Source organism: Ignavibacteria bacterium, from assembly GCA_015709655.1.
In the GTDB taxonomy this organism is placed as follows: domain Bacteria; phylum Bacteroidota; class Ignavibacteria; order Kapaibacteriales; family Kapaibacteriaceae; genus OLB6.
Genome location: CP054181.1, coordinates 2,515,198 through 2,537,762 on the forward strand (window position 1 = coordinate 2,515,198; position 22,565 = coordinate 2,537,762).

Annotated in this window: 20 protein-coding genes; 12 read left to right on the forward strand and 8 right to left on the reverse strand. The window is 50.0% G+C overall.

Translation table 11 applies throughout. The features are described from left to right. The first annotated feature begins 430 nt into the window (after window positions 1-430). The 4 genes from HRU79_10125 (at window position 431) to HRU79_10140 (ending at window position 3,390) form a co-directional block, all read left to right on the forward strand. Window positions 431-1,240, forward strand: coding sequence for an RHS repeat-associated core domain-containing protein (locus HRU79_10125; GenBank protein ID QOJ26979.1), 810 nt, complete (start codon window positions 431-433; stop codon window positions 1,238-1,240). A 13-nt stretch (window positions 1,241-1,253) separates the two neighbouring features. After that, window positions 1,254-1,874, forward strand: coding sequence for a hypothetical protein (locus HRU79_10130; protein QOJ26980.1), 621 nt, complete (start codon window positions 1,254-1,256; stop codon window positions 1,872-1,874). Window positions 1,875-2,373: 499 nt separating this feature from the next. Then, window positions 2,374-3,135: a hypothetical protein gene (locus HRU79_10135; protein ID QOJ26981.1), complete on the forward strand. Its 762-nt coding sequence runs from the start codon at window positions 2,374-2,376 to the stop codon at window positions 3,133-3,135. Window positions 3,136-3,240: 105 nt separating this feature from the next. Next, a complete protein-coding gene (locus tag HRU79_10140; GenBank protein ID QOJ26982.1) occupies window positions 3,241-3,390 on the forward strand; it encodes a hypothetical protein in 150 nt (49 codons plus the stop codon). Between the two features lie 534 nt (window positions 3,391-3,924). Here the strand turns inward: HRU79_10140 and HRU79_10145 are convergent. From HRU79_10145 to dusB, 5 genes are all read right to left on the reverse strand, one after another. After that, window positions 3,925-4,539 (reverse strand): hypothetical protein, encoded by a 615-nt coding sequence (locus HRU79_10145; protein QOJ26983.1) that lies wholly within the window; start codon window positions 4,537-4,539, stop codon window positions 3,925-3,927. A 56-nt stretch (window positions 4,540-4,595) separates the two neighbouring features. Continuing rightward, on the reverse strand, window positions 4,596-6,611 hold the full coding sequence (locus HRU79_10150) for an ATP-dependent zinc metalloprotease FtsH (protein ID QOJ26984.1): 2,016 nt from the start codon (window positions 6,609-6,611) through the stop codon (window positions 4,596-4,598). Window positions 6,612-6,688: 77 nt separating this feature from the next. Further along, on the reverse strand, window positions 6,689-7,261 hold the full coding sequence (hpt, locus tag HRU79_10155; protein QOJ26985.1) for a hypoxanthine phosphoribosyltransferase: 573 nt from the start codon (window positions 7,259-7,261) through the stop codon (window positions 6,689-6,691). Next, window positions 7,258-8,652, reverse strand: a complete 1,395-nt coding sequence (tilS, locus tag HRU79_10160; protein ID QOJ26986.1) for a tRNA lysidine(34) synthetase TilS — start codon at window positions 8,650-8,652, stop codon at window positions 7,258-7,260. Before tilS ends, hpt begins: the two co-directional genes overlap by 4 nt. Beyond that, entirely contained in the window at window positions 8,618-9,595 is a 978-nt protein-coding gene (gene dusB, locus HRU79_10165; GenBank protein QOJ26987.1) for a tRNA dihydrouridine synthase DusB, read from the reverse strand. Before dusB ends, tilS begins: the two co-directional genes overlap by 35 nt. Before the next feature lie 24 nt (window positions 9,596-9,619). On the opposite strand from dusB, the gene HRU79_10170 reads away from it, so the two are divergent. The 3 genes from HRU79_10170 (at window position 9,620) to HRU79_10180 (ending at window position 12,705) form a co-directional block, all read left to right on the forward strand. Then, the gene (locus HRU79_10170) at window positions 9,620-10,663 is read left to right on the forward strand and encodes a glycosyltransferase (GenBank protein ID QOJ26988.1); all 1,044 of its coding nucleotides are present in this window, start codon (window positions 9,620-9,622) and stop codon (window positions 10,661-10,663) included. An 83-nt stretch (window positions 10,664-10,746) separates the two neighbouring features. Beyond that, complete coding sequence (locus tag HRU79_10175) at window positions 10,747-12,069, forward strand: hypothetical protein (protein ID QOJ26989.1); 1,323 nt, start codon at window positions 10,747-10,749, stop codon at window positions 12,067-12,069. A gap of 66 nt (window positions 12,070-12,135) precedes the next feature. Then, window positions 12,136-12,705, forward strand: a complete 570-nt coding sequence (locus tag HRU79_10180) for a DNA-3-methyladenine glycosylase (protein ID QOJ26990.1) — start codon at window positions 12,136-12,138, stop codon at window positions 12,703-12,705. On the opposite strand, the gene HRU79_10185 is transcribed toward HRU79_10180, so the two are convergent. Continuing rightward, window positions 12,656-14,026, reverse strand: a complete 1,371-nt coding sequence (locus HRU79_10185; GenBank protein ID QOJ26991.1) for an MATE family efflux transporter — start codon at window positions 14,024-14,026, stop codon at window positions 12,656-12,658. The genes HRU79_10180 and HRU79_10185 overlap by 50 nt on opposite strands. Window positions 14,027-14,134: 108 nt before the next feature. Here HRU79_10185 and HRU79_10190 point away from each other — a divergent pair, with 108 nt between their 5' ends. The 5 genes from HRU79_10190 to HRU79_10210 all read left to right on the forward strand — a co-directional run bounded on the left by HRU79_10190 (window position 14,135) and on the right by HRU79_10210 (window position 20,970). Next, window positions 14,135-15,160, forward strand: a complete 1,026-nt coding sequence (locus tag HRU79_10190) for a rod shape-determining protein (protein ID QOJ26992.1) — start codon at window positions 14,135-14,137, stop codon at window positions 15,158-15,160. Beyond that, complete coding sequence (gene mreC, locus HRU79_10195; protein ID QOJ26993.1) at window positions 15,160-16,014, forward strand: rod shape-determining protein MreC; 855 nt, start codon at window positions 15,160-15,162, stop codon at window positions 16,012-16,014. Before HRU79_10190 ends, mreC begins: the two co-directional genes overlap by 1 nt. 51 nt (window positions 16,015-16,065) lie before the next feature. After that, window positions 16,066-16,563 (forward strand): rod shape-determining protein MreD, encoded by a 498-nt coding sequence (mreD, locus tag HRU79_10200; GenBank protein QOJ26994.1) that lies wholly within the window; start codon window positions 16,066-16,068, stop codon window positions 16,561-16,563. A 103-nt stretch (window positions 16,564-16,666) separates the two neighbouring features. Next, window positions 16,667-20,392 (forward strand): chromosome segregation protein SMC, encoded by a 3,726-nt coding sequence (gene smc / locus HRU79_10205; protein QOJ26995.1) that lies wholly within the window; start codon window positions 16,667-16,669, stop codon window positions 20,390-20,392. A gap of 68 nt (window positions 20,393-20,460) precedes the next feature. Next, window positions 20,461-20,970 carry a hypothetical protein gene (locus HRU79_10210; protein ID QOJ26996.1) on the forward strand — a complete coding sequence of 170 codons (510 nt, stop codon included), beginning with the start codon at window positions 20,461-20,463 and terminating at the stop codon, window positions 20,968-20,970. 23 nt (window positions 20,971-20,993) lie between these two features. Here HRU79_10210 and HRU79_10215 read toward each other — a convergent pair whose 3' ends face one another. Then, window positions 20,994-21,233 carry a hypothetical protein gene (locus HRU79_10215; protein QOJ26997.1) on the reverse strand — a complete coding sequence of 80 codons (240 nt, stop codon included), beginning with the start codon at window positions 21,231-21,233 and terminating at the stop codon, window positions 20,994-20,996. Window positions 21,234-21,236: 3 nt separating this feature from the next. After that, on the reverse strand, window positions 21,237-22,445 hold the full coding sequence (locus HRU79_10220; GenBank protein QOJ26998.1) for a hypothetical protein: 1,209 nt from the start codon (window positions 22,443-22,445) through the stop codon (window positions 21,237-21,239). Window positions 22,446-22,565: the final 120 nt, after the last annotated feature.

The following is a 22,565-nucleotide window of genomic DNA, read 5'->3' on the forward strand; positions in this document are numbered from 1 at the left end:
GAAACATTTAAGTGCACGGCTTTCTACCCATCCAATTAACCATAGAAGGACTCCTAATTGCTCATTCAATCAAAATGGTAAGGGGCTCATTAGTATGTGCAACCAATAAATCTTCCATACAAAGTGTTTCAATGATTAGCTGCATTGATTTTAAAATAAGTGACGACAGCGCGCAACAGAACGAATGATGATGAGTCACCAAGGTAAAAACTCTGCCAATACCCCATGCCCCAGCCCCCTTCCACCCCTATCCCCACCCGGGGGATTCAATGTGACATCCACCCGCCAGTTTTTTCTGGGTAGGTGATTTGTAGCGTGTGAAATGTGACGCATGCACATTCAAGCGTGTAACACACAAATGTGTAGTAGGGGCGAATGAATATTCGCCCACATCATTCACAACCAGCCAAATTATGTCTTATTTTACATCATGGTTGTTTCTTCTTGCCACACCACCTACGCCCCCTTTGGCTCGGTTCTCTCCAGCACCGGCACAGGACAACGCACCGGCTACATTGGACGTGAAGCCGACAACGAAACTGGCCTCGGCAACTACGGCGTGCGCCTCTACGAACCGGAGTACGGACGGTTTATGAGTGTGGATGTGTTGTGGGAAAAAAGAGCCTATGCAAATCCGTATCATTATTGCCTTAATATGCCACTTACATCAACTGATGCTAGTGGTCTTGATTTGATAATACTTGTTGATAAAGAAGGGGCTCATAGTCTTGGACATGTAGCAGTACTAATTGGTAATGATAATACTGGATGGGATTATTTTTCACTTGACGGTTCAAAAGGATGGAATCCTCTTCATGGTCCGGCGAAGGTAGATCCCCCGCTGTCATTTACCACTTTATCTGAATTCGTGGATAAAGGACGCAAGGAGAAACAGTTAGAACGATACGACATTGCATATAGAATTGCAGCAGATAAGCTTACAGATGAAAAGTTTCGCTCAGGTGCTCAAAGTGAAACTGATAAGTCTAAAGACTACGATATATTCACGCACTCATGTATAGATGTGGTATCAGGAACATTAGAAGCGGCAGGATACTGGGGTGGAAATCGGAGGACCAATATTCCACTCATTCGAATAAATCAGATATTAAATAGTCTTCATAAAGCCGGTGTTACAGTTGATACGTTGAATCCGAAGAAGAAAGCTCAAGGAGACACCAAGTCAGGTGACAGTTCTGACGTGAAGGAGGAGTCGTTCCAAATCATAAGTGCTCATTAATTAACAAACGGCAATGTCTGAATCTAAGTCAACATTCTGCAAGTACACAACTATCGCATTGGTGATCGTTTCGGTTCTCTTTGGCGGATATTGTTTGTTTGGTGTTCTTGGATTTAATCCACTACGCTTTATCCTAAGAAACGATCCTGTTTTTATCTATAATATTTCTGAAGCAGAGGCTTTAAATTTGCTTGTGGCAAGGTACAAGCCACAATTTATTTTTGATCCAAAGATGATTGATCAAGGCGATACTGTTGCATGCATGGCAACAGATGCATATGCTACTGTACAAGGGGCATGGAATAGCACTTTCTTTCCAACAGTACAGCACGATCTTAATTGGTATGAAATAGCAATTGATTACCATGGAGAGGATCAAGAAAATTATTTTGAGGAATGGTTTGTACTTGAACAATCTACTTCGGGCGAACATAGTGCTATGGGCGTAAGTCAAGATAATAATATCATGATATTAAAAACATATACGGAAGAAGTTCTAATAGACTATGAGTTCCCTGTGTATAAGAGAACAGCCGACACATCGATGAAATATCAAGATACAGTTATGTGGATGAAAAAGCCGTTTCATCGTGTTGGGGTTCTAAGACTTCAAAAGATTGAATACTCATACTAAGCATGGCAGCGATATTATAATTTCTGTATACTCCCGGACCACTAGCATCAACAAAGGATGTTGGTATTCGGGTCGACATCCGTTAAGACTTATGCAGGGGGCTTTGGCATGGTGTTACGGCAATTCACTCACCATTACTACATCTTGGACGTAACCACACGTACCCCATGCCCCAGCCCCCTACACCACCCCTATCCCCACCCGGGGGATTCAATGTGACATCCGCCCGCCAGTTTTTTCTGGGTAGGTGAAGCATAGCGTGTGAAATGTGACGCGCGCACATTCAAGCACGTACCACACAAATGTGCGGTAGGGGCGAATGAATATTCGCCCACATCATTCACAACCAGCACAATTATGTCTTATTTTACATCATGGTTGTTTCTTCTTACCACACCACCTACGCCCCCTACGGCTCTGTGCTTTCCAGCACAGGCACGGGACAGCGCACCGGCTACAGTTAACACGTTCCGTACAAACCAACGATGGGTAGACCAACATGATAAAATCTGCAGCTCTTGTCCAAAGCGTACTGTTCGGACTGATAGTAAGCGGTAATCCAGGGGATGCTTTGGCGGGTAGTAGTGAACCTAAAGAAATAGGGTATGTCACTGTACTGTTTCAGGATGAACAAGTAAATTTAGGTTTGGACCTTGATAGGGTAGGGATTGTCCGGAAGATAACGGTGGACGGCTATCCAGTTACAGACTCAATGCTTGCCGGGCAAGTCGAACGCAAGAGTTCACTGAAGATGATGAGCGGACAGACGCTGTCCTTTGACAAGGTGTGGTTTACCAACGACTCAATTCAACAAACCCTAGTCTTTGAGCTGTACACTGACTTTCACCGGATGGTTACATATCACTTTTACAATAACGGGATTCCGGCGGACCTTGTTGCGAAAATTGAACTGCATGATGCGAAAGGTGAATTAGTATCGGAATCTCAGAAATTGCATGACATTGGCGGCTTTATTGAGCAGGCAGATAGGATTCATTCGTCCTACTTTGCTACAGATAAGAAGCTCAGGCTGGGTGATACTAAGCAGAAGGCAGTCGGGGTTTATGGTGCACCTGATTCGTCAGCAATAGTACATGAAGGTGAGCAACTTGAATGGGACTTTGCCGGGAGCTTTCATGCTGATATGGATGCCCAGCATCACAATAAACCAATTGCAGAAAACAGCTACGGATATCATGTAGTAATGTATTTTATCAAGGAGAGGCTTGTGGGCATGATCCTGGTTAATTATGTCCCTTAATCATATCAGGTTGACCGATATCGTGAATATATTATTGAAAGGGGCTCTGATTGCTGTTTATTGGCTGATACAGTATGGTGCCCAGTATAATTGTAATCATATTGAGTGAGTGAAAAACGAAGAGAGTCTGGAGTATTTGATGACGAGATTGAAAGGTCACGTATAGGAACGCAGGACGAAGGAAGAATCGTTACGCTGGGTACTCGTGAACTTGATAATGATGCAGATCGGTTCTCCCGCTGGAGACATTCATAGAAGCATTGGTGTCTGATGAGCAAAAATGGTGATATAGTTCTGGTGGTGGGAGTGGAGTGGGGTAAATAAATCTGACCAGTCTTAAGTTGAGACATCTGTCTCAACGATAAGAATGGTCAGAATAATCGACCCTGCTCACTTGGAGACAGGTAATTGCTTCTAAACCGTCACTGTATCAAGCCCGAAACCGTTAACCCAATGGGTAATCCTGTTAATATCGGTATCTACCCGGAACGCTGCCTGCAGCCACATCTCAGGCGGTACCGGCGTAATGGTTACAATGAGTATGCTCATGATTGCTGCACCCGAACGGAATTACAGCAGTCAGACGGTACTGTCAGCAGAGGGTTAAACGAAAGAAATATCGGTTAGCGCCATTCTGAGTAGCGAATTGTCTAACATCCTAATTGTTGAATACAAACAAGTACAGATGGTTTCGTGACAGTTTGGTGCATAAAGAAAAAAGGGTACGCTATCGTACCCTTCCTTCATTTTATGATCGTTGAAATGAGAATCTGAGCACTGTACAATCTGTTAGATTGCCTTTGTCCCGTCAGCCTCGAAGTTGATGATGATATCAAACTTGCTTTTAATGAAATCGGCGGTAACCGGACCCGTATTCATTGTACCGTATGAAATTCGGAAACAGAATTTGGGGCGTTCCAGAATTAGGCGGGCTGCGGAATTGGCGTCAGGAGTTACAGCAATATTCATTGGTGCGGCACCTTCGGACGCCAGAACATCGCGTAGCGCCACATTGGAGACAGAGGCTATCTCGTACACCTTGTTATCCTGATAAATCGGATCAAAGACAAGATGCACCTTGATGAAGGAGAGTTTCTGTTCGGCAAGGGTACCCGCAGTAAATACCGGGTTGTTGAGGTTGGTGATGATACCTGCGATTGATTTTATCGTGGCGCCCTTAAACTTATCCTTATTGTCGATATAGTCCTGGTTGGTACTCAGGTCCACACAATCTTCGCTGACATTGGGAAGCGACGGCTTGTCCGATGCCGGGTTGATGGTTACCGTAATTGGGACATTAATGGTTGTTGCATCGGCAAGCAAGTCACAGCCATTAATGAACAGCGGAGCTGATATAACGGCAATCAGGACAGCAAGTACACGGAGTATGTTGATTCGGCGCATTATTGTGCCTTGGAGTGTGAAGAAATCCGAAGTAATTTATTCAAAGATACAATAAACTATGACGGATTCAACGCTAGCCCCTGTGTACCAGGCTCCGGTGGGGTATTGGGTTTCTTTTGAGCGCTGGAATGGATTTTTTGGCGCAGTGCGTCAACATCCTTTATCATTGGCGGGAGTTCGCCTCCGGAAATCAGGACGTCAAGTTCGTCGGTATCCAGGACTTCGCGCTCGATGAGTGCTTTCGACAGTGTATGAAGCAGTTCCAGGTTGTTACGCATTAGTTCTTCAGCTTGGTGTTCGGCATCGATAATAATCCGCCGGATCTCGGCATCAATTGTGCGGGCCGTCTCTTCGCTATGATCCCTGGGCTGAGAAATCTCACGTCCGAGGAACACCTCATCGTGCTGGGCAGCATAGCGTACCGGGCCAACAACCTCGCTCATACCAAACTCGCACACCATCTTGCGGGCGATCGCTGTGGCCCGTTCCAGATCATTTGATGCGCCGGTATTCAGTTGGCCAAATACCACCTTCTCGGCAGCGCGTCCGGCAAGCAGAACTACCAGACGGGACGTAAGCTGGTCAAGACTCATGGTATGCATTTCTTCGTTCGGCAGGTAACTGGTTACCCCCAGGGCCCGGCCGCGTGGGATAATGGTAACCTTGTGAACCGAGTCACTGTGTGGCATGAGTTTGCCTGCCAGGGCATGGCCAATTTCATGGTAGGCTGTGGTTTCTTTTTCCTTTTCGCTCATCACCATGCTCTTGCGCTCCACGCCCATCAGCACCTTGTCCTTAGCGTTTTCAAAATCCCACATGGTTACTTCCTGGCTGTTTCTTCGTGCAGCGAGCAGGGCAGCTTCGTTTACCAGGTTGGCTAGATCGGCACCGCTCATACCGGGGGTACCCTTGGCGATGACTTCCAGATCCACATCCTTGGCAACCGGGAGTTTGCGCACGTGGACCGTAAGGATTCCTTTCCGACCGTTAACATCAGGCCTGTCCACAACAACTTGCCGGTCGAATCTTCCCGGACGGAGCAGGGCAGGGTCAAGTACATCCGGACGGTTGGTGGCAGCAATGATGATTACACCACTGTTCTGTTCAAAGCCGTCCATTTCAACCAGGAGCTGATTCAGTGTTTGTTCACGTTCGTCATGGCCCCCTCCCAGCCCTGCACCCCGCTGACGTCCAACGGCATCAATTTCGTCGATAAAAACAATACAGGGCGAATGTTTCTTGGCTTGTTCAAACAGGTCCCGAACACGACTGGCTCCAACGCCTACAAACATCTCAACAAAGTCGGCACCGCTGATGCTAAAAAAGGGTACGCCTGCTTCACCGGCAACGGCGCGGGCAAGGAGAGTTTTGCCGGTTCCGGGAGGGCCTAGCAGCAGTACGCCGCGCGGAATTTTACCGCCAAGACGGGTAAATTTTGTGGGATCTCTCAGGAAGTCAATTATTTCTTTCAGTTCTTCCTTTGCTTCTTCAGCACCGGCTACATCTTGGAAATTAACCTTTGTCTGTCCTTCTGACAACATCCGGGCTCTGCTTTTTCCAAACGAGAATATGCCCTTGGTTCCATTGCCCCCAACCTGAACACGTCGCGAAATAAACAGGAAGGCACCGAGAAGAATAATCCACGGCAGGAACTGGATTACCGACATCCACCAGGGGGCATCGGCACTCTCGTACGTCCAGTTAATACCATTTTCCCGCCAGAAACTTTCTGTCTGCGAATCCACGACACCAAGTTTGGTGCGTATAGCTTTTACGTTTGGGATTGCCTTTCCGTCACGTTCAATGGTTATTGGCTTCTCGAGCTCGGCGTGGAAGTCAAAGTCGTTGAGTTGAGACTTCGTGATTCGGGCAAACTTTACGTTACCACTCTTGACGGTATTCAGGTACTCATTGTACGTTAACGGCCACTCATTATGCTGAGTGCCGGTCATCATAAGGCCAACAACGATAAGGCTTACCAGGATTGCAACCCAAATCAGTACGTTGCGTAAAACACGGCTTAAGGTAAGTTCACTGTTCTCGTCGTCGTTAGGGCGTTGCGTTGGGGGCATAATTCAGTCGTAAGAATAAGAAAGCGAAGTTAGTCAGATTCAAAATACGGTGCTATACGACGTATCTACTCGGTTGTTCATGTATTGGGGGGGGCATTGTCATCGGCAAGCGTCCACACTCCAGGGAGCTGACGTCCGTACCCGGCATAATCCAAACCATACCCCACCACAAAGTCCCTTCCGATTTCCTTGCCAACAAAGTCAATCGATATATCGTTGGCGTGTACGGCAGGCTTGCTAAGGAAGGCGGCGATCGAGATACTTGCCGGTTCCTGACTCGAGAGCCGCTTAATGAGCTCACGGATGGTATTCCCGGAGTCAACAATATCTTCAACGATGATGATGTGTTTGCCACGCATGTCGGGGAGACTGTCTTCTACGGTAACAATACCTGTAGAGGTCAGGTTGTTGTGGTAGCTGCTGGCCCGTAATGTTTCAACCTGAACCATCAGGGATAGGTGCCGCATAAGGTCAACCGCAAACGGCATAGCCCCTTTCAGAATGACCAACAGGCTTACTTCCTTACCCTGGAAGGTCTGATTGATCGTGGCTGCAATGCGTTGAACTATTCGTTGTACCTCCTCGGGGGGGATAAGGGGCTTAAATGTTTTGTCAACAACTCTGATACGGTCTGTTTCCTGACGGATCATAGGTATGTAAAAATAGTTATGGATTGATCGGTAGGGTGTACTCGCGTTCGTTCGGCCGGACGTACTCCGCATATCCAGAGCAGGCCTTCAGCGTCTGCAATGACGTGGACGTACGGTTTCTGCGAGCTGGGTACATGTGCATTCGTAAGTAAGTCCGATACGAGTACCGACGTGTTCTTTGCGAACGGAACCATACGGTCGCCATGTTTCCAGGTGCGCCAAACCAAGGGGAATACGATTGCGTTGCTATTAACATACGCAATATTCGGGTTTGGGGTAATGGTAACCTTGCAATGGTTTTTTGTCTCTACCAGCAGCGTTCTCTTTCCAAGAACATATTCGCCGTCGGCAGTTATCGTTACCACCGTTTCATGGTGCTGAATATTCTTAGAAAATGTGAGGTGGTCCCGGTCGCGCCAAACCGTATGCATGTCTGAAATTTCAACACTGTGTCCGGGTTCTGCCGCAACCAGGCCCCACACCCGCTGTATGGTTGAATACCCGGGCAAATTACCCGTGAGAGTTGCAATCACTGCCCTGAATACTTCATGGGTTTGCGCCTGTCCCAACGCCTCGGTCATTACTATTGGGATGCGGTAGGTGTTGTCATCAACAACTATTTTGCTGACAAGATCATGTGTTGTTCGTTGTACAATTTCGTTTGCTTCGCGCAGGAGCCCTGCCGATCGTGAGATGCGGGTGCAGATATCTGATCCAAACACGCTGGTAAGAGCAGGAATTAGGGTGTGACGAATCTCATTGCGCAGGAACTGTCGGTTGGTATTGGACGAATCGGTTCGCCACTGCAGGGTGTTGCTAATGGCATACTGCTGAATCTCTGTTTTAAGTACTCCGTGGAGCGGACGAACAAGGAGTACATGGTTAGTCAGGTCTCTGACCGGTGCGTGTGATGCCAGTCCATGAATTCCGCTCCCGCGGGCAAGGTGCAGCAGGAACGATTCAGCGGCATCGTTAGCGTGATGAGCAACTGCCACTGCACGGGCACCGGTTTGGCGGGCAACGTGTATCAAATAATCATAACGAAGTTTACGTGCAGCCGCTTCAATACCGGAACCGGTCTGCTGTGCCTGAAGCAGGACGTTGAGTGTTGTTGAATATATCGGAAGGCCATGGGCGTGGGCTATGTTTCTAACGAACTGTTCATCGGCATCTGATTCCGGGCCTCGCAGACCATGGTTTACGTGGGCTACAATCAACGTCAGCGAAAGCGTCGTGCGTAGCGACAGGAGAACGTGCAGCAACGTGATGCTATCCAGTCCGCCACTGACTGCAACCACGATGGTGCTGTTGATAAGTTTATTATCGCGGATAACGCTGGCGGCCGAACTTTCCAGATTAGTCACAACGTACATTCTCCGAATCTTCAGCATACCGGTGCAGTCGTTCCGAGATTTCGGAGTAAGATTCCATCCTGACAACATCCTGGCGAACCTGTGCGTTAAAGGGCAGACCTTTAAGGTAGCCGCTGTAATGTTTCCGGAATTCGTGAATGGCACGTCGTTCAGGCTTGTGCAGCAGCTCCAGCGACAAGTGTTCCAGGCATACCTGAATTCGCGCTTGTACCGTGCTCTCGGGTGCGGGCGTACCCAGCAAAGCTTGCCTGGCCTCGGCAAACACGAACGGATTACCAATGGCGGCCCGTCCAATCATGACGGCATCAGCGTTGGTCTCGGCAAATGCCCGGACTACATCATCGGCGGTTTTAACATCGCCGTTAAGAATAACGGGGATCGACAGCACTTCCTTGATCCGGGGTATCCAGCTCCAGTCAGCCTCACCGGTGTGCCCCATATCGCGCGTTCTGCAGTGAACGGTTAGCGCAGCCGCACCCGCATCCTGCAGGCGTCGGGCAACGTCAAGGATGACAATGCTGTCTTTCGACCATCCGAGGCGGGTTTTGACCGTTACCGGCATATTAACGCTTTTTACGATCTCGCGTGTTAGCATTTCCATTTGCTGCGGGTCTTTTAGTAAGGCGGCACCGGCGTTCCTGGCAACAACATTTTTAACCCAGCAGCCGTAGTTGATATCGATAAAATCCGGTTCGAATTCCTCGGCCTTTCGTGCGGCCGATGTCATAACGTCAACTTCGCCACCAAAAATCTGAATTGCCACCGGGCGTTCCTCGGCAGCCAGCTGTAGTTTTTCAAGGGAGCGGCGCGCATCACGGATAAGACCATCGCTGGATATGAACTCGGTATAAACGATGTCGGCACCAAAGCGTTTGCAGATCAACCTAAACGGCAGGTCGGTAACATCTTCCATTGGGGCCAGCAAAACACCTTGATTTACGGTTATGGTACCTATGTTCATTGTACAAAACTAAATTTGTTAGTAATGGAACAACCACTTCGAATTCTCATGGTCCCCCAGGCACCCTATTCAATGGCGAGCGGGGGAATGGAGGTTACTCAGGACAGAGTTGCCGAGTCACTTGAAAAAGCCGGAGTTTACGTTGAAAAGCTTGATTACTGGAATCCCAAACTTACGGCTAACGTGGCTCATGTGTTTGGAAGTGAGCTTGGCGTGGCCCACATTGTCAGCAAGTTATACGGACTCGGCATTCCGGTTGTAACCACGGCAATGTTTACCCCCATCCATCCACTGTGGTTGTATAAAGTTGCCTGGGCCATTCCGCTCCTACGAACAAAGTCAACCATGAGCGTCAGGCGTGAACTTCTTCAGAAAAGCTCCGCGGTCGTTGCAATCTCACCGGTGGAAGTTGAACTGCTACAACAGTTTATTGGGTTGCCGGCCGACGTGATTCACATGGTTCCGAATGCAGTGAGTCCGCAGTTTTTTACGACAACAGCAGACGAGTTCAGACGGCGTACCGGCATCATGTCAGACAATATTGTACTGTGTGTGGGCACTATCGAACCACGGAAAAATCAGCTGCGAGTGATAGAGGCTGTAAGGGGCTTGGGCGCTGAACTTGTATTTATTGGAAATCCGGGCGTTGAATATTACGGTAAACAAAAGGAGTTTTTTGATGCATTTGAACGCGAAGTAAAGGCCAACAATTCCATTCACTGGTTCAGAACAACACCGCATACTGACCCCTTCCTGGCCAGCGCCTTTGCTGCAGCCAAGGTTCACGTGCTTGCCAGCGTTGTTGAAGCGCATGGCATGGTAACGATCGAAGCCGCAGCCGCGGGGGCAAATGTTGTAGTCAGTGATATTCCAACGCAGCGGACGCTGTACGGCGACACTGTTGACTATGCTAAGCCTACCAGCATTGGCGAGCTACGGGCGGCAATTGTTCGGCAGCTTTCTGCCCCTCGGGGATCGCAAACAATCCCGTCGTTCCTTTTAAATGACTGGGACGAGGTAGCCCGATTGCTTATCAATATTTATCAGCGTGTAGTACGTAAACATTGAAACTTTTCCCCCGCAGTGTTGTTTGGTAGAGTGAAGTACTTCAACATTACTCAACCATCAAAAATTTTACTAAAGGGTAGTTTATGTTTAAGTGTATGTTGCTCGGTGGCATCATGCTGGGATGCTCTGTACTTGCTGGTGCCAGCACGCATGAGGGTGAAAATGAACCAGTGGCTATGAATATCCCATCGGGGATTGATACACTCCCGCCCGTTCTATCGTATGAATACCTTGGCTGCGGCGTTTATGAATTTACCGCAGTAGATGACCGGAATTCACCGAACCCGCCTCGCGTTCCACCTCTGCCAATGGATCAGGTAGAACGTGGTATTGCATCAGTATCGCTTCAGGGCACTCTGTCATCCGTAAACACAAAATTAACATTGGTTACGGACCAGTATTTCCCCCGTGAGACGCCATACCACCGTTTCGTATTCCGGATTGAACCGGCTGACAAATCAAAGCCCGCATGGGCATACGTTTACGTTACCGACTATAGTGGAAATCAAGCCGTACAGCTCCTCACGATGGGTCCGACCATGCCCCTGTGGCAGCCACAGAGTGTTGAATCCACGGCCCGGGTAGGGAAGTCGTCTGCATCATTGGTCACCCTTAAGAATTCCTCGTCCGAGGTGCAGACGGTTACAAACATCGCAGTTACCGGAAGCGCAGTGTTTACGGTTGCATCAGGTGGTTTACCGCTGCCAACCACGATTGCTCCGGGGCAGACACGTACGGTTGAGATAGCATTTTCACCGACGGACCCCTCAAGCACCCCCGAGCGGGCAGTTCTTTCGGTAACTACCGACTGTGGAAGTTTTACTGTTCCGCTGTCCGGACAGAGCCTGTACGCTGATCTTCAAACTGAGGACTGGGATGCAGGGACGGTTCTGCAGCAGCAGCGAATTTGTAAGGATGGTGGTTTTAGTATTGAGAACCGCGGTTCGGCACCTGCAACCATAACCGGCTTTACATCGTCCGATCCCGATGTTGCAATCACATCATCAATATCTGCATCAAACCCGTATGTGCTTCCGCCGAGTGATTCCGTGTTGGTAACGGATCTGTGCTACCAGGGAAACCAGGTGGGACCTTTTACAGCCACTGTAACGGTACTCAGCGATGCAGAAGCCGGCGATTTCATTTGTCAGGTTGTAGCCAACAGTGTAATATCGGAGGTTGCCAGTGAACCTGTGACGAAACAGTGGGCATGGTACAATCCGTCAACAGAAAGTATTATGCTCCGAGAAAATCAAGAAGCATACATTGTGGATATTCATGGGACGGTTGTTGGTGAATTTCCTGAAGACTCATCCAGGTTTTCGGCTGCAGGCTTAGCATCGGGTGTTTACTTGGTTGCATTTCGCAACGGTACACCTGCCGTTACTGTACGAATTGTCCGTTAGTTACCTGTTCTGACACATCGGTACCATGTTGCTTCCTCCCCATTAAACATCGTACTGAGGTGCCGTTTGGTAACATTGTGTATGCCTGAGCCCCTTCCCAAGGAGTTCTATCTTCAGAACACCGAATACGTTGCCCGTCAGCTCATAGGATGCATCCTATCTGTCCCGGGCTATCATGTGCGCCTCACTGAAACCGAAGCATATCTACCGGCCAACGATGCGGCCTGCCATGCCTCGCGGGGAATAACCAGGCGGAACGCACCGATGTTTAACGACGGCGGCATTCTATACCTGTATCTGATTTATGGTCTGCATTGGTGTTGCAATATTGTCACCGAGCCTGCCGGACTTGGTGCGGCAGTTCTGTTGCGTGCAGGAATTGTTGGCACAACACTGGCTGACCTGGTACCGGGGCCTGGTGCGGCCACGCGGCTGATATCCGGGCCCGGACGGCTTACCCGACACCTACGGCTGGACGGACGGCAGAATTGTGTATCCGTACTTGGATCAGCGGGTTTTTCAGTACAGCGCGATATTCATACCGACACGTATCAGCAGCACATTCAGGCTACGCCGCGCATTGGTATTACGCATGGACGTGAGCACTTGCTGCGGTTTGTGGTTGACGGTTCATGACAGATCGGAGGCGGAGCAGGTAGCCGAAACTGGCAAGGAACAGTCCAACTACGTAGCCGATCCAAATCCCTTGCGCTCCAAGGTTGAGAACAAAGGTGCACACATACCCCACCGGAATTGAGATAACAAGGTATCCAACCGTGGCGATCATGGCGGGCACCCGGATATCATTGTACCCACGGAGTATGCCCATGCTTACCACCTGAAGTCCGTCGAACACCGAAAACACTGCGCAGAACAGCAGTAATCTGGCCGTAAGATCAATAACAGCATCATCGTTTACAAACAGATGTGGCAGCTGATGGCGCAGCAGAAGATAGGCAACGGCAGAACAGGCCATATACACGGTTACAAGTCCCAGAGCCACGACCGATGTTAGACGAGCGTCGGTCGGACGCGAATTGCCAAGGAAATTGCTGACCCTGATTGTTGCTGCGCTGCCTAAGCCAAGGGCAACCATAAATGTTGTTGATGCAAGGTTCATGGCAATCTGATGAGCAGCCACAGCAGTAGCACTTATCCTTCCGAGCATAAACACGCCGGACGTGAACGCAAGAACTTCAACCAGGATCTGAACGCCAATGCCTAATCCGTTGCTCAAACACTCCAGAAGCGCCTTCCGTTGTGTAGCCCAGCCCACCTTCTGGTGTGCGGCACTGCGCAACTGTTTAAAAAACGGCATCGTGATAAACAGTGCAATAGCGGCAAAGGCGGCAAGCCCTCTGGCAAGGAAGGTTGCAAACCCCGCACCCTCGGCACCCATTTCGGGCATCCCAAGTTCTCCGTAAATAAACACCCAGTTAAGGAAAATGTTGATGACATTGGTAGCAACATTTATGATCATTGATACGCGTGTATTTGCCATTGCCTCGGCGGTCTGCTTAAAACAGCCAAAAACGATTCTGAAAAACACAGAGGCAATTATCCATCGGAAGTACGGTACTGCCTGGGCTGTGACGTCGGCCGAAGCACCAAGCAGATCCAGACGTGTACTGAATACCAGCAACAATCCCGTGAGGATAATGGTGATAGCAATGCTGGAGATGGTGCCCATGCGGACGTATAATGCTACGTCGGCCATTGATCGGCGTCCGTACGCCTCGCCGGCCAGCGGTGTGATTGCCACGGTGAACCCAACGGCAAACAGCATTGCGATTGCCGAAACAGCGCCTGCGAGTGAAACACCGGCAAGCGGTACTGCCCCAAGAGGGCCTACCATGATGGCGTCAGACACCATCACCAGCATATCGCTCACCTGCGAAGCCGCTACCGGCAGTGCCAGCGAGAGTAGGGGGCGAATATGTGATTTTGTGCTCTTCATGAAAAGTTCGTTCGAAACCGCAGAGTCATGTTAACTTTGTTGTGCAGGCAGGAATCTCTGATGGTCAGGAACGTCCTGCACACACGTCAAGAACACTATATTACCAGCATGGCTCTCTTCGGCTTTTTTTCTAACGACGTTGGCATCGACATCGGGACGGCCAACACCCTTATCTGGCAAAAAGGTAAGGGGATTGTACTTAACGAACCCTCAATCGTATCGTTTGACCGTAGCTCGAGGCAAATAATCGCGATCGGACATGAGGCGCAGGAAATGGTTGGGAAAACTCACCGCGATATCCGTATCGTTCGTCCATTAAAAGACGGTGTGATTACCGACTTCGAAATTGCCGAAGGCATGCTGCGCGCCTTCATCCGCAAAACCAGTGCCAACTGGCAGCCTGCACGGAAAATGGTCATTTGTGTGCCAAGCGGTATTACCGAGGTGGAAAAACGGGCGGTGCGCGATAGTGCCGAACATGCAGGCGCAAAGGAAGTACACTTGATTGCAGAGCCAATGGCAGCAGCCATTGGCGTAAACCTGGATGTTCACGAGCCTAAGGGCAACATGATTGTTGACATTGGAGGTGGTACCACCGAAATCGCCATCATCGCCCTGTCTGGTATTGTTGAAGACGAGAGTATTAGAATTGCAGGCGACGAGCTGACGGCTGCCGTGGTGAACTGGTTTAAACGTCACCACAGTTTGCTTATCGGTGACAGGACTGCCGAGCTGATCAAGGTAAACGTGGGAAGCGCCTGGCCGCTGCAACAGGAGCTTGAGATTGAAGTCAAAGGTCGCGACATGATCAGTGGTATTCCCAAAAGCATCGTGGTCAGCAGTGAAGAAATTCGGGAAACCCTTAACGAGAATGTTACCGTCATTGTAGAAGCTGTTCTGAACTTGCTGGACAGAACACCACCCGAGCTGGCTGCCGATATCTACGACAGAGGAATTATTCTTACCGGTGGCGGTGCCTTGTTAAAGGGCTTCGATGAACGTTTGCGCCGCGAAACAAATCTGCCGGTATTGGTTGCCGAAGACCCACTGACGGCCGTTGTCCGTGGTACTGGTAAGGTACTCGAAGATTTAACCTCGTATTCATCGGCTCTGTTAAAAAGTAAGCGACATTAATGCGTCGGTTTGTCGACTTTGTTGTTCGTTATAAGAACTACATCACCCTGACAGCCCTGGTGGTGATGAGCTTTTCACTGATGAGCATTGGATCGCTCTCACAGCTTGGGGGCTTTCGCGCCGTCATCGTTGGCTCAATGGGATGGATTCAGTCAATGTTCGCCTGGGTTCCCAACCCGATTGCACTGAAAAGCGAGAATACAGCCCTGAGAGAGTTAAACTTGCAGCTCAGTATCGAGAGCTCGCGGTTCCGGCAGGCAATGGTTGAAAACACGTCACTCCGAAACATGCTGGAGCTGCCTGCCTACACCGATGATAAGCTGATTGCCGCTGATGTGGTAGGAAAAACAACCGTTGAACTGCGCAGTTACGCAACCATCAACCGCGGCAGGGCCGAAGGTGTTAAGGAGGGACAGCCCGTTATTACCGATGCCGGACTGGTAGGGAATGTTGTTGGTGTGTCGGAACATTATGCCGTGATCCAGTTGCTGCTGAATCGCGATACCAGAATCAGCAGTAAGGTGTATCGCAGCAATGTGGATGGTTTGCTCACGTGGCAAGGGGATGAATACCTGGTGTTGCGTGATGTGCCACTGGCGTTTGATGTAAAGGAGGGCGACGAGGTGGTTACATCGTCATACTCCGTCCTCTTTCCGCCCAATATCATTATCGGAACCATCCAGCATGTTGGGAAGGAAGCAAATTCGCTCTTCCTGAATATTCAGGTTAAACCTGCTGTCAACTTTGGAACGCTGGAGCAGGTGTTTGTGGTTGACAGGTTGCCAAGTTCAGAAAGGTTACTTCTTGAAGATAGTATTATAACTGAACATGTTTCCAAGGAAGGTTCGAGGTAGGTGTATGATGCAGGAGAGGCTGTGACGGCAGGAACACATCAACGGAACATAATGGCAAGTCCTGCCATGCGCGGTCTGTTGTACGCCACCGTAGCCCTGGTGCTGACGGTGATCCATGTTGTTTTTCTGGGCTTTGTTGCCTTTGGCATCGTGACCCCGGACCTGCTGATGATTCTTGTGGTGTGGATTGCCCTTGAAGAAGGACAGTTCACTGCCACCATCGCCGGCTTTGCTATTGGCTTACTCTACGACGCTGCCGGTGCCGACGTGCTGGGGTCGAACGCACTGGCAAAAACTGCCGCCGGTTTCGCGGCAGGCTACTTCTACCGTCCGGGTATGGGCCGCACCACCATTGGCAGCTACCGCTTTCTGCTCATAGTTTTTGCTGCCGGCCTGGTCCATAACCTGCTCTACTTTACGCTCTACGTGCAGCCCATGCAGGTAAGTTTCTGGCAGTTCGTGATCACCTTTGGCTTTGCCACTACCTTCTATACCACGGTTGTAGCCGTCTTCCCCATGCTATACGTAAACAGAAAAAAGGAATGGTAGGGGGCTTGGGCTGGGCTTGGACAACCACCCTGTGGATAACTGATGAAAACGTTTTTTCGGCTTTTTGCGCTGAATCTAACCCGATATTCCGAAATTGTAGGTCATGTATCTAAGTAAACTTGAAATGGTTGGCTTCAAGAGCTTTGGCTTGAAGACCGAACTGTCATTTAACGATGGCGTTACAGCGATTGTTGGACCAAACGGGTGTGGCAAAACCAATATCGTGGACGCTATCCGTTGGGTGCTGGGAGAGCAAAAAACAAGTATGCTCCGGGCCGATAACATGGAGCAGGTCATCTTTAACGGTTCCAAGGCGCGCAAGCCATTGGGCATGGCTGAAGTAAGCCTTACGATTGAAAATAACAAGCAGGTTCTGCCAACGGAGTATTCACAGGTCGTCATTACACGTCGCCTCTTCAGAAGCGGTGAAAGTCAGTATTTACTGAACCGTACGGTCTGCCGGCTGAAAGACATCGTAGAATTGTTTATGGATACCGGTGTGGGCGCCAACGCCTACTCGGTGATCGAGCTGAAGATGATAGAAACAATTCTCAGTGATAAAGCAGATGAGCGTCGACATTTATTTGAAGAGGCTGCCGGGGTAACCAAGTACAAGGTTCGGCGCAAGGAAGCACAACGTAAACTTGAAGCAGCACAGCGTGATATCGCGCGGGTGCAGGACATTGTGCGGGAAGTGCAAAAAACTGTTAACTCCCTTGGACGCCAGGCCGAAAAAGCACGGCAGCATCAGGAGATCTCGGGTACACTCAGGCAACTGGAGCATGATTTGTTTTTGTACGAACTGTTTAGCCTGCGTAGCGAGCATGCGGTTGTTACTGCATCGCTGGAACAGCTTCTGGGCCGGCAACAGGAATCAGCATTGTCACTGACAAATTCCGAGGCAGCGTTGATGGAAGCCGAAACGCGGCACGGTGCTGCGGAAGAATCTGCACGGCAGGCTATGCAACGTGAAGGCGATCTGAAAACATACCACGGTACCATTAGTGGTGAGCTCTCGGTGTGCCGTGAGCGCATCACTGCCGCCGAACGGTCAGTAGCCCGTCTTGCCCGTGAACATGATGAAAGCACCGGCGAGCAGTCAACAACGAGTGAGCAACTCCACCACGTTCTTTCGCAGGCTGCAGCGGCTGAAGGTCAATTGCGCGACGCACGAAATCAAAAGGATGAAAAACAGAACATTGTCGATAGTGCACTGTATACCGTGCAAGAGGCCAGACGAGCAGTTGCTGAAATCCGGGCGCGTGAACAAAACCTTCAACGTGAAACCGGGGCTGCCAAGCGCGAACACGACGTTTTAAAAGTACGGTACGAAAACAGCAGCCGCCGTCGGCACGAACTACGTGCCATGGCAGAACGACATCATGCACGAATTGCTGAGATAACTGCCGTTGCTTCTGAACAGGGAAGGTTGCTGCCTGACCTGCAACATGCTTTAGAAGCAGCAGAGAAGCAACTGAAGCAGGCGCACAGCCGGCGTGATGAGTTGCAAACTAAACAAGATGAAATTCAGGTTTCATTAGATACACTCCGTGCCGACAAAGCCCATACCCAGGCTTCGCTTGAGTTTCTTGTGGGCCTGGTTGATACCGCCGAAAGCTCCGGCTTCCTGCTGAAAACCCAGGAGTGGAAGCCCAGTACCGACAAAATCACACTGGCGGAAGCATTGAATACAGCCGATGAACACCGTGTAGCCATCGAAGCAGCGCTGGGTGATGCGGCACGATACTTTGTTGTCTCGTCCCGGCCGGAGGCCGACCAGGCAATTGAAGCACTACTGCGAAACAAGGTAGGGAAGGCAACATTCTTGTGCCGGGACAGCATTCCGGTTGTGCCTCAGCCCCCTACAATTACTTCTGAGCACGGAGTGGTTGGCTGGGCAAGTGAACTGGTGATTGCCGATGATCAGCTGCGTAGCGCAGTGCGTGGCATTCTTGGGAGTACGTTGATTACCTCTACGATTAGTGCAGCATGGGAAGCAATTCGCAATGGTGTTGCTGACCGTGTAGTTACTCTCTCCGGTGAAGTTGTTCATAAGGTCGGAGCTGTACGTGGAGGCAGTACTACGCAGACGGAAGGTGTACGAGTAGGGCGGCGTGAACGGATTGAACAGTTGGGCAAGCGGATTGAGACACTTGATCAACAGATTGCCGATGCAACCGGTCTTGCAGCCACGTACCGCTCCGAATACGCCTCCATCAACCTGGCTGAATTGTCAGAAATTGTACGGCAGGCAACGGTTTCCCGCAATGCGGTTCAGCAGAAAATTGATGCGTACTCCGCGCAACTGGCCGAACTTGAATCAGCGGCTCAAGGTTATGGGCAGGAAGCTGCGTCACTGCAGGATGATATGGTTACTCTGGAGCAGAACATTGCTCATACAGTTCAGATACTTGCCAGCCATGATGAGCAAATCACTGCTCTGGCCTCCGAGCTATCGGCAGCGGACGAGCAGGTACTGCGTGCCGAGTCTTTGCATGCTGAGTGCATTCTGGCTGCACGCCAGGCTGATATCGAAGTGGTGCGTCTGGAAGGCGAACTTCAGTCATTACACTCAGAGCAACGTCGCCTTACCGATTACAAGCTCACCATCAGTCAGCGCAACGAACACCGCTCGCGCGAAAAAGAACAGCTCATCGCTACCATCGCCGCTCTTAACGCAGAGTTGCAGACCAAGGAAGCTGAGGCAGAGAAAATTGCGGCGCAGGTTGCCGACGTGGTTGCCGGTCGTGTACAGATTGAGAAAGAATTGCAGGAGAGCTCACAAACAGTACTCCGTTGTAACGAAATCGTTCGCGATCAGCGAAAAATCTCTGACAGCATCATTCGCGATATTCACGAAGTTGAGTTAAAGAAAAACACGCTTGAACAACATATTGCCTTGCTTACAGAGCCCGCCGAAACCACGCCGGAATCCGGAGCCCAGTTGGTGGTACATGGCGACGGCAGATCTGCTGAGATCCCGGAAAATGGAGCGGGTTCCGATGCAGAAGGAACAGGCCCCGCCGGTGATGAAACCGGTATGCTGCATCAACCGGTTAGTGATAACGGTGTGGTGGATGAAATGGACGTTGAAAAGTCTGAAACATCCACAGGCGAAGAGGTCAGCCAGGAATGGTACGACTCGTTTAACAAAGAAGAGACCGTACAGCAAAGTCAGGAACTTCGGAAGAAGCTAACAATGATGGGTAACGTGAACTTTCTTGCACTGGAAGAACACCAGCGCGAGAACGAGCGGCTCCAGTTCATGTCGGCCCAACTTCAGGACTTGCTCGAGAGCGAGAAAACGCTGCTACAGACGATTTTGGAAATCAACCAGACGGCACGTGAACTGTTTGTAAGCACGTTCGACAGAATTCGGGCTAACTTCGGCGACTTATTCAAGCTCTTGTTCAGTGAGGACGACGAAGCGGATCTGACGATGGTAGAAACCGAGGATAACGACCCGCTGGACTCACGGATCGAGATCATTGCAAAGCCGCGTGGTAAACGTCCTCACAGCATCGAAATGCTTTCCGGTGGCGAAAAAACCCTCACGGCCATTGCCCTGCTCTTTTCGATTTACCTGGTTAAGCCAAGTCCGTTCTGTATTCTTGACGAAGTGGATGCCCCGCTCGACGATGCCAATATTGACCGGTATTTAAAAATCATTCGTAAGTTTTCGGAAAACACGCAGTTCCTAATGATTACACACAATAAACGTACGATGGAAGCTGCTGACACGCTGTATGGCGTTACCATGGAAGAGCCCGCTGTCTCGAAAGTTGTGAGCGTACAAATCAACTCAAATAAACAGCCGGTAGCCGTGTAATGCAATATCCGAGGACATTGAACATCGTTATTGTTTGTTAGTAAAGTTCCATTCATCAATACAGAGCAATGAAGCAGTTACTTTTAATATTTCTCGTCCTTGGTGCCGTTACCGTTTTTGCCAAGAATGAGCAGGAACAAATCGTGCTTACCGAAACAGTTGATGTTTCCTTTGGGAAGGTGTGGGACGCGATTAAGGAGTCAATGACCGAATTCGGATGCCCACAGCCACAAACCGATAAAGTCATTGAACCGGTAGAGGAAACTGGGTTTTACCGTGGTGTATATGTGAGCGACTACTGTATTTTGTCAACCGGTGAAGACAGCACACGCTATCGAATGGAGAAGTACGGTGAAATACCCCGAATTCGGGGGGGGATCTGGATTACTGGACGCATCCAGTTCAAGGTAAACGTTAAGGAAGAAGGCGTACGGAACACCAAGATCATCCTTCGTTCTGAGCTCAGCGGGTTTGAGGAGTTCATTACAAACCAGGTTCACTTCTGGTATGGCAACGGTCTTCTGGACCGTCAGATGATGGATGCCATTTTAAAGAAGATTAAAGCAGCTTCCGAATAAGTCTTGCAGTAGCTCCTAACGTGCTACACCTGCTGAGGTAACTGTGTAACTTCATACATTGCCACCTTGATGTCGAGCTCGGTTCCCGGTTGGTAGTGTGCACTCATCGGTTCATACAGGCACGACTCCACCCGCACGGTTGCCCAGCAACCGCCGTGGAATTTCGTGACCGTAGCTGAGTACAGGTCGATACCATTCATGCTGAATTTATAGGTTTCACCCGGAACAAATTCGGTAACAGGGATCTTGGTGTGTTGTATCATGGTTTAGTCCTGACGCAATGGTGATAGGATCATTTCATGCATCCGCAAAGCTACGGATACCGCCTGATCGTGTGGGAGGGCAACCGAAACAATGGGTTCGGTAGGGTTGGCCGTAACGTGCCACGTGCCTGCGGTGTCGAACTCAGTGGCCAGTTGGCCCAGTACGATCAGAGCTTCACGCGGAGAGGCCAGACATAGTGTAACTCTTGCCAACATATTCTCAACGTGTTTAATAATAACGATTGGTGCCCGGGTCGGTCCATCTGAACTTATGGTGGTTGATTCACCAGAGGGATGAAATGCGTTTACGATGCTGACCGGGATCGCGGCACGCCACGCAGGTCCGATTGTTGTTGGGTAGAGAAGTTTCAGCCCATGGTGTGCTGCCAGTTCGGCTTGCTGGAACGACAAACGGTGATGACATATTGTGGAGTCAACTACCTTTGGGTCGGCACTGCGTACACCGTTCACATCAGTAAATAATGTTACGGACGTAGCGTCTAGCAGTTCTGCAAGTAACGTTGCTGTCAGCGTCGAGCTTTCCTTGCCCATCGTTGTAACTATCCCATCGCTTGTAGCACCCACAAACCCCTGAGTAACCAGACAGTCAAACGTCTGCAACAGTGGCCATACGTGTGTGCGCACCATTGCTCCCGTCCTCTCAACAAGTGGTTCAGCAGCACCAAACGTTCCTGAGGTTACCACGAATCTGCGCGCATCTGCCCACCCCGCATTGATACCGCTATCGGAGATTACATGTTTCGAAATATGCAACGCCAGCAGTTCACCCATTGCCAGCACCCTGTCCAGCGAGCGCGGTGTACATTGCCGAACTGTTGCAATACCGCGCAGAACCTGTCGGATTTCCATTTCCACCGACGCCAGAAGTGTAATCAGAGCTTCGCCTGCAGCAGATTCCGGCATCAGCTCCTGCACCAGACTGCGGTGCAGCAGCATTAGTTCGGAGCAGCCGCTTAAAGCCCCCTGAATGTCTCCCAACTCGGCAAGCCGGCATGCCGTTTCCAGGGTACGGGTTGTATTTGCGAAGGCCGACACGACCACAACCAAGCGTCCACCCGCCGGCGCCGCTACCTGCAGACCGTGCAGTCTGAGTTTTACGATATCTACCATTTGGCGGAAGCCGATAACGGAATTCAGGACCGAACCGCCGATTTTTATCACTTCAATTTGATAGGGAAGGGGCTCAATCATTGAACGAAATTAGTGTATTTGGCCACTTTAAGCATAAAAAACACCCCATAAACCCCTACTTTTTTCCCACGGTGTTTGCTCCTAAACAGATGTAACCGTATCTTTGTTGTTCTCAAAATC